The sequence below is a fragment of the Paenibacillus forsythiae T98 genome, from assembly GCF_000520735.1.
GTDB lineage: Bacteria > Bacillota > Bacilli > Paenibacillales > Paenibacillaceae > Paenibacillus_AQ > Paenibacillus_AQ forsythiae.
On record NZ_ASSC01000446.1, the window covers coordinates 1 to 8,844 of the forward strand.

Sequence of the window (8,844 nt, forward strand, 5' to 3'; positions counted from 1 at the left end):
GGCGGTTGTCAGCGGCGCCGGAGAGAACGCAGAAGCTTCGGCGCAGCCTGCGGCCAGCACCGCTCCGGATATAACGGCGCAGCCTACGGCCAGCAATGAGAGTCCTTCCGCCGCGCCGTCTCCGGACAGTACGGCTGCGGCGGAGAAGCAGAGCAATACTATCGATGTCTATTATACCGATTCTCAAATGATGGATCTGAAGCCGGCTAAGGCGGATATTGCTTACGGGAGCGAGATCGAAAAATATACCGAAGCCTTCAAAGCGCTGCAAAAAAGCGATAACCCGGACCTGATTTCCCTGTGGGGCAAAATCGAACTGAAGTCCCTGAAGTTCGGGAACGGGCAAATCGAGATGGATATTCACAAGCCGGCGGAAGCTCAGCTTGGCGCCGGAGGCGAATCCTTTGCGCTCAGTGCGCTGACCAAAACTCTGTTTCAGTTCCCGGAGGTTCAGAGCATTGAGCTCCTGGTGGACGGCGAGCAGGTTGAAAGCCTGATGGGCCATGCGGATCTGCTGCATCCGATGACCAGAGAGAACAGCCAGTAAACCGGCGCCGGAGCAGGACGGCGGCAGGCCGAATTACGCTAATGACAGGGACGGTTGATCTATACGCAGAGAGGGGAATATTCCAAATTGTCTGGACTTAACAACAATAATCATTACAGTAAGGGATATATGAGGAAAGCGGTATCCGTTCTGCTTGCCGGGGCAATGGCGTTAGGCGGAGCGGAGGCGGTATTGGCCGACAGCGCTGCGGCCGGAAATACCGCTGTCGCCGCAACGACGGCGGCTACTACCAAGACGGGGGTCTTCACCGATGTAAGCTCCGGCTTCTGGGCCGAGAAGCATATCTACAAACTCGCCGCGCAGGAAATCATTCTAGGCAGCGACGGCAAGTTTCGTCCGGGGGACCCCGTTACCCAGCAGGAGGCTGTGCTGATGGCTTTGCGCTTCATGAAGCTGGACGAGCAGGCGACTGGCGCGGCGTCCACGGCGCTGCCGACCGGCTTCAACGTCTCCAATTATTACAAGCCTTACGTCGTGCTGGCCTTCCAGCGGAATGTGCTGGACAAGGCGACGGAAATGGCCCCGGGCAACCTGAAGACAGCCTGGGGGACGCGCAAGGCTACCCGCGAATGGGTCGCGGAGCTGCTGATCCGCGCGCTCGGCAAGACGTCGGATGCGCAGACGGTTTCCAGTGAGCCGTCAGGCTTTGCGGATGACGCCAAGATTTCCGCTGGCAAACGCGGATACATTAACGCCGCCATTGATCTTGGACTCACGAACGGGCTGAGCGGCAATATGTTCAACCCGCTTGGAGAGGTTACGCGGGCACAGCTCGCCACCTTCTTCAGCCGGGCGGAAGCCCATTCGGCCGCTGTCTACAAGAATACGGCAAGCGGAATCGCAACCGATATGAAGGACGGCAAGATCACGCTTTATAGCGGCGCCTCCAGCGCCGTCTATTCCTTGAACTCCCGGACGGGTTATTTCAGCAGCGCCGCCGAGAAGGCAATTTCGCTAAGCGATATCCCGCTCTTCACCAAAGTCACGGTTATTGGCAAGAACGGAGCAGCTTCATATGTTGAGCTGACCGACCCGAAACCGCAGGTGGAGACGATTCAGGGCACATTCGCGAGATTGTCCGCCAGCGGCAACAAGCTGTGGCTGAAAAATGCCGACGGATATCCGGAGTACGCCTTCGACAACGCTACTTCCTTTGTGGATGCGGCAGGCGGTTCCATCGCGGCTTCCTCCATATCGGAGGACAGCACCGTAGTGATCACCCGGGAGACATTTACAGGGCAGAACAAGATTCTTAAAGTTCAGGTCACCTCCGGAGTCGTCAACAAAGCGGTATCTGGAACGCTTAAAAGCCTCGACCTGACCGCCAAGACGATAACCTTCACGAATGCTTCCGGAGCGGACGAGACGTTCAAGTGGGCGGACGGCGCCCTGTTCAGCTATCAGAAGGCCATTCTGCTCCCTTCCGAGCTGAAAGCGGGCTCTGCGGTGAATTATAAGGTTGTAAATAATCTGATCACTTCGGTCGAGGTGACACAGGCGGTGGAACGGACGGTGCAGGGAATGCTCACTGACCTGAACGGCTCCTCCGTTGTCTATAAGAAAGCGGACGGCACACGCGGCGTCCAACTGCTTGCGGCAAGCACAGCCATCGTCATCCCGGGCTATGCCAAACCCTCCACAGCGGATCTTATAGCCGATGCGACATATGGAGACACAGTGGAACTGACCTTGAATGGCTCCGATCAGGTCACCAAGATCGCCGTGGTCAGCCGTCAGCTGAAGCAGATGTTCGGAACATCGGTTGTCAGCTACAACGTGAAGACCAGGCTGCTGACGGTTATGGGCAGCGATAATCAGGCGCATGTGTATCAGCTTGACGAGAATACAAAGCTCATCAACGATTACGATATTATGCCGACGCTGAGCAATATCGCTTCAATGCTTACAGAGAATCGAAAGCTTAATATTAGCACGCTAGGTTCGCGGACGCTCTCTCTGGAAGTTGTAAGCAAATATGAAGGCACCTTGACCTCGGTCAATGCCGGGACGCTTATGCTGAAGACGGCTGACGGCCGCTCCTTGACCCTGCCGCTTCCGACGAATATCGAGATATTCGGACGGACGGGCCTTTCCATTGCCGACGTGCCGGTAGGAAGCGCCGTAACCGCATTGCTCACGGCAAGCCAGGATGTCCTGACTACACTGAAGGTAAAGACCGCCCAGCAGCTTCAACTTGCGTATATCGACACGGCGAACAATAAATTGGGCGTCAAGACACCCGGAGGGATTATTGATATTTACGCGGCGTCCGTCGCGCTTACAGACGAGGCCGGACAGACGATCAAGCTGAGCGATCTGAAGGCGGGCGACTATGTGAATGTCAGCGCTCTTGGGAGCTCACCCCAGTCGATTCAATCCGTAAGGCTGACTACCGGACAGGTGACGGCTATCGATGCGGCAGCCGGAACATTGAGCATTAAAGACTTTACCGGTGCTGTCCAGGCCTTTGGAACGGGGGGAAAGGTCAAAATTATCCGTGACAACACCACCTCCGCAGCACTGGGTTCTCTATCGCTATCCGAGAGAGCAGAGGTTCGCAAGGATGCTGAAGGAACGACAATTGTCCGTGTGCTGCCCGTGAAATCCCGCGATTTTTCGAGCTATGATGCAAGCGGAGGCCGTATTGTGGTCAAACGCGAAACCCTGGATGACGAAAATTACCGGTTCCTTCTGGCGCCAAACGTATACATTCACCAAGGCGACACGACTTTATCCGTGCAATCTCTCAAAGAAAATGATAAAATTGCAGTATATTTCAATAACAATGTCGTGGTTGAAATTGTGAAGCAGTAAGGAATGGCGGCTTTCCGCAGATAACGTCCTGACGCATGGCTTCCCTGCGTCAGGACGTTTTTTTGAGGAAGAGGAGATAACCATCTTGTAATGTATGGGACCACCCTGCTATAATACATACTTCCTTGGATTTTCCTTGAATAAGCCGCTCACAACCATTTATACTGGCTGAGCGATAGGCCTGATGCGCGAGGTGCGAGGTACACCATATGAAGATTTCAGTTGTCCGTCACATTCTGGATACGATTGGCGAAATGTTTCCGGATGCGGACTGCGAGTTGATCCACAGCAATGCGTTCGAACTGACGATTGCCGTGCTGCTGTCGGCCCAATGCACGGACGCAACCGTAAACAAAGTGACTGCGGACTTGTTCCGGAAGTATAAAGCTCCGCTCGATTATGTCTCCGTCCCGCTGGAGGAGCTGGAGCAGGATATACGCCGGATCGGCCTTTACCGCAATAAGGCCAAGCATATTCAGAACCTGTGCGCAATTCTGATCGATCAGTACGGCGGGGAGGTGCCCGGGGCGCATGACCAGCTGGTGACACTTCCGGGAGTGGGCCGCAAGACAGCCAACGTGGTCGTTTCTAACGCCTTTGGCGTGCCTGCGATAGCCGTGGACACGCATGTTGAGAGAGTATCCAAGCGTTTGGGTCTGGCAGGCTGGAAGGATTCCGTGCTTGAGGTCGAGAAGAAGCTGATGAAGGCGGTCCCGAGGGATGAATGGACACTGACGCACCACCGGCTGATTTTTTTCGGAAGATATCACTGCAAGGCGCAGAATCCGAAATGCCAGGTATGCCCGCTTCTGGATGTATGCCGTGAAGGGAAAAAACGTATGAAAACGTCGCAGGTAAGTAAAGCTAAGAAATAGTGAAGCGCGGCCGCTTGAAGTCAGATATGAAGAAGAGGATGGGATTAGAATGAAATGCATTTCCGTATACACCGATAATTTTGAGCTGTTCTCCGATATTTTCGACCGTGTAGTGGACAGCTCGATGGAAGAGAACGAGGAGCAGGAAGTCGAGGGCGTAACGATCAGCCATTCCGGCGATGTGCCCGAGCACTATCTGGAGCGCATGGCGCAAAAGCCTGAAGTCGTGGTGATGAAAGACAAATCCCGCGGATTGACAATTCTTCAGCATGGCAAGGTATTCGAGATTCTGCTGCCGGTGCTGGAAAGCGCCTAAGCGCTAAACGGCGGAGCTCCCAGGTGAGGGGCTCTGCTTTTTTTGTCATTGATTCGAACAGGAGCAATTGGCAGCCGGGTATACTTTGGCTAAAGGGCTTGTTGAACTGCATTAATGGCAGTTCGGCAAGCCTCTTTTTGATTGGCGAGTCCAGGCTTGAGAACCGGATTTTGAAATGTGAATAGTTTTTTTCAAGTATTGTTTTCAAGAATGGATCTGCCGATATAAACGATAGTGTTGGTAGAAAATCAAACCGAAAAAGGGGAATATTGCGGTTACAGTGATGAGAGGATGGTTTCATTGAAAACAAAGCAGGGCATGAAGTGGGAGTTTCATTCGGTTAAAAGCAAGCTGATTTTGTCTTTTTTATGCATTTTGCTCTTGCCCAGTCTGGCGATCGGCGGCGCTTCGTATTTTACGGCCCGAAACAAGGTCGATTCTGATTTGAAGCTTTCGGCAACGAGCAATGTGAATCTGCTGAATCAAATGATCGAGAAGAACATTCGTGAAAAAATGAGGGCCATTGATTTTCTGTCCCAGCAGGTGCAGGTCAACAGCATCATTTCCGAGTCGGGAGCTGAAAACGCCCAAACCAAAGCGCTGCTGGTCAGCTTCAAAGCGCTGCATCCCGAATTGGAGACGGTGTTCGCCTCGAATGATCAGGGGGCTATCCTCAGCGCGACCGAATTGAATTTGCCCAAGGGATTCGACCCGAGAACGAGACCTCAGTATATCAAGGCTATGCAGAATAAAGGCAAGGCCATCATTACAGATACATATGTATCCGCGTCGACGAACAGCACGGTTATAACCATAGCGAAAGCGACGGCAGACGGGCATGGAATCGTGGGAGCGAATTTAAGCCTGGCCGAGCTGAGCAAGTCGGTGGCAGACGCGAAGATCGGCTCACAGGGTTATGTCATTATGATTGACAATCAGAAGAAATATCTGGTGGCCCGCGATGTAAAGATTGGCGATACGGCTAAATTAGCGGTTGTCGAACGCATGTTTAAGTCCAGCTCGGATGAACTGGATTATGTGAATGAAATAGACGGAAAGCAGAAGAAAATGTATTTTGTCACCAACGCCCTGACCGGCTGGAAAATAGGCGGGACATGGTATCTGGATGAAGTGAAGCAGGAGGCTGCCCCGATTTTCCGGACAACGCTTATCGTGCTGATTGCGGCTATGGCGGCGGGTCTGGCGGTTGTCTTATTTATTATCCGTTCCATTACTTCTCCGCTGCGTTTGCTCAAGGAAGCCTCCGAGAAGCTCGCAGAGGGTGATTTGTCGACTCATGTGGAAGTGAAATCGAAGGATGAGCTGGGCCAGCTTGGAGCGACCTTCAACCTGATGATCGATTCGCTGAGAGAAGTGCTTACAGAAGTAAGCGAATTGTCCAATCAGCTCGCCGCTTCGGCGGAGCAGCTGGCGGTGAGTTCGGAGCAGACTGTCAAGGCTACGGAGCATATTGCCGGAGCGACGGAGAAAATGTCGGACGGGTCCGAGAAACAGGTTGGAACGGTGGAACAAGGAGTACATACGGTTTATGAAATTACTGCGCGTATCCAGGAAATCGCTTCTTCCGCCCAATTGGTTGCGGACACCTCGGGCAAGACGGCGACATTGTCGGCGGAAGGCACTCAAGCTATTGGAAACGCCGCCGAGCAGATGAATTCTATTGACCGTTCCGTCGAACACCTGGCACGGCTCATTGCGGTGCTGTCCCATACTTCGCAAAAGATCGGTGAAGTGACGAAGGCCATCACCGAATTCTCCTCACAAACGGGCATGCTCTCGCTGAATGCATCCATCGAAGCGGCCAGAGCGGGGGAGCATGGACGGGGATTTGCGGTTGTGGCCAGTGAAGTGAAGAGGCTGTCCGACCAGTCGGCGCAGTCGGCGCAAGAGATCTCCCAGCTGCTCCGCAATATTCAGGATGAGATCGTCAATGTTCAGGCCTCCATGGAAGCTTCCACCGAAGAAGTCAAGGGAGGAATGCTCACGGTGGAAACCGCCGGCAGTCTGTTCTCGCAGATCGAGCAGTTTGTGGATGAAGTGAATGACCAGATTGGCGGCGTCTCGTCCACGGTTCGGCAAATTTCCGACGGGGCGCTCGAAATGAATGAGGCTATAGAGGCCATCGCCCAAGTGGCGCGGTCCAATGCGACGGAAACGGAGAATATTTCGGCCGCCGCCCAGCAGCAGCTGGCCTCGATGGAAGAAATATCGTCGTCATCGACGGATTTATCCCGAATGGCGGTGGAAATGCACGGGCTGGTTGATCGATTCAAGCTGTAGCTTCTCCAAGGCTCCCGTTGCCGCTTGCGGTGACGGGAGCCTTATTGCAAGATTACCGGCCCATAGCCTATGGGATAAATCATATTCCGTTAGATTGATAATGATTATTATTCTTATTAAGTGATTTCAGCGTTTTGAGAAAGGAAGAAAGCGATTCTGAGTTATTTATGGTTTGTATTTGCATTGCTGTCCGCGCTGAGCGCGTCGCTTGTAGCTATCTTCGGAAAGATCGGCCTGAAGACGGTGGACGCCAATACGGCTACTGCGATCCGGGCCGTTGTCATGGCGGTCTTCTTGTTCGCCGTCATCGCGGTACAGGGCAAATTGAACCTGATCCCTTCCATTGTTTCGCACCGGAGAACGTTCTCATTCATTATTTTGAGCGGAGCGGCTGGAGCGTTGTCCTGGCTGTTCTATTTTCTGGCGCTAAAATATGGTCCGGTCAGCAAGGTGGCTCCCATTGACAAGCTCAGCGTGGTTCTGGCCGCTCTGCTCGCTGTCCTGTTTCTGGGAGAAAGGATCAATGTGATGAACGGCATCGGGATTGGGCTGATTGCAGCCGGGGCAATCATTGTTGCTTTAAGCTAAGACAATGCGCGATATGTCAAACGGACCGCCGGGGATGAGATTTTTGTGCCCGGCGGCCCATTTTTTATACAATTTGCATATTTGATTTGTGCCGATCCGGTGATAAAATGGAATTATTCTATTCTTGTAAAGATGCTTACCGGATACCGGCTGGCCTGACGGATAACTATAACTCGGCGGCAGAGGTGGATAAGATATGGTTGCGAAGCGGGAGAGAATACCAAGCGATGTCAAGAGGGCGGAGCAATGGAATCTGGCACAGCTCTCCGAATGGATGGAACAGCATGGAGACGTGGACACCGGTCGTATTTTCGCGGATTTGCTGGAAAAAGAGCGGCGGGGGGAGCTGGTCTTCGCCTTTTGCGGTCATTTTTCGGCAGGAAAATCAAGCATGATCAATGCGCTGTGCGGCAAAGAGCTTCTTCCCTCGGGACCGATGCCTACGAGCGCAAACGTTGTCTCGATTCGCTGCGGATGCCCGCGAACGCTGGTCTATGGAGAGAAGGATGGAACCGGTCAGGAAGAGCGGGCGGAAGCGCCTGCGGAGCGGCTTCGGGAATATTGCCGCCTTGGAGGAGATTATGCCGCAATCGAGGTATGGGAGGATGTGCCGCTTCTGGGACCTCATGGCGTGTTCATGGATACGCCGGGGGTAGATTCCACGGAGGAAGGACATCAGAGGGCAACCCGTTCGGCGCTGCATCTGGCGGATATCGTATTTTACATTATGGATTACAATCATGTGCAGTCCGAGAATAATCTCGCGTTCGCCAAAAATTTGAGCGATTGGGGCAAGCCGCTGTATCTGCTTATCAATCAGATTGATAAGCACCGGGAACGGGAGATACCCATCGATGATTATCGAACTCAAATAGAAAGCGCTTTCTCTAATTGGGGCGTCAAGCATTCAGGTCTGCTGTTTACTTCGCTGAAGCAGAAGGGACATCCGCTCAGCCGGTGGGATCAGCTTCCCCGGCTGATTGCCGCATTGCTGGAACGGCGGGAGGAGCTTCTGGAATACAGTCTGTCCCGTTCGGTCCTGCATACAGCCGAGGCTTATTTGTCCTCGTTCCGTGAGGGACAGCGGGAGGAGAAGGAAGCGCTGATGGCAGAGCTGTCCGGCGAGGACCCTGAGAACCTGGAGCGTGAGCTGGCTGCTATGGAAGTGGAGGAAAAGGAGCTAAGGACGCTGCCGGAACGCGCACGGCAGCAGCTTCGGGCCAGCCTGGACGCTCTGCTCGGCAATGTTAACCTGATGCCTGCTGATATCCGGGAAGCGGTAAGCCGCTATGCAGACAGCCTGCGTCCCGGCTTCCGGACGGGGCTGCTGACCACGGCGGCCAAACGGGAGAAGGAGCGGTCAAGCCGGTTGTCGCTGCTGG

Annotated in this window: 7 protein-coding genes; all 7 read left to right on the top strand. The window is 53.7% G+C overall.

The window, feature by feature from the left end; all coding sequences use genetic code 11:
- Nucleotides 1-547: GerMN domain-containing protein (locus L692_RS28840; protein WP_025700825.1), on the top strand; the 547-nt coding region annotated here is incomplete at its 5' end.
- 87 nt (nucleotides 548-634) lie between these two features.
- A complete protein-coding gene (locus tag L692_RS0114125; RefSeq protein ID WP_025700828.1) occupies nucleotides 635-3,382 on the top strand; it encodes an S-layer homology domain-containing protein in 2,748 nt (915 codons plus the stop codon).
- Between the two features lie 209 nt (nucleotides 3,383-3,591).
- Nucleotides 3,592-4,257, top strand: coding sequence for an endonuclease III (gene nth / locus L692_RS0114130; protein ID WP_025700830.1), 666 nt, complete (start codon nucleotides 3,592-3,594; stop codon nucleotides 4,255-4,257).
- A 49-nt stretch (nucleotides 4,258-4,306) separates the two neighbouring features.
- Nucleotides 4,307-4,573: a hypothetical protein gene (locus L692_RS0114135; protein WP_025700831.1), complete on the top strand. Its 267-nt coding sequence runs from the start codon at nucleotides 4,307-4,309 to the stop codon at nucleotides 4,571-4,573.
- 300 nt (nucleotides 4,574-4,873) lie between these two features.
- A complete protein-coding gene (locus L692_RS0114140) occupies nucleotides 4,874-6,874 on the top strand; it encodes a methyl-accepting chemotaxis protein (protein WP_025700833.1) in 2,001 nt (666 codons plus the stop codon).
- Nucleotides 6,875-7,027: 153 nt separating this feature from the next.
- A complete protein-coding gene (locus L692_RS0114145) occupies nucleotides 7,028-7,462 on the top strand; it encodes an EamA family transporter (RefSeq protein ID WP_198027762.1) in 435 nt (144 codons plus the stop codon).
- Between the two features lie 196 nt (nucleotides 7,463-7,658).
- A partial coding sequence (locus L692_RS0114150; RefSeq protein ID WP_025700835.1) for a dynamin family protein occupies nucleotides 7,659-8,844 on the top strand: 1,186 nt, incomplete at its 3' end.

Bases quoted from the DNA above. Each gene is read 5' to 3' on its own strand.
- nth (WP_025700830.1), top strand. From the start codon at position 3,592: ATGAAGATTTCAGTTGTCCGTCACATTCTGGATACGATTGGCGAAATG.
- L692_RS0114135 (WP_025700831.1), top strand. From the start codon at position 4,307: ATGAAATGCATTTCCGTATACACCGATAATTTTGAGCTGTTCTCCGAT.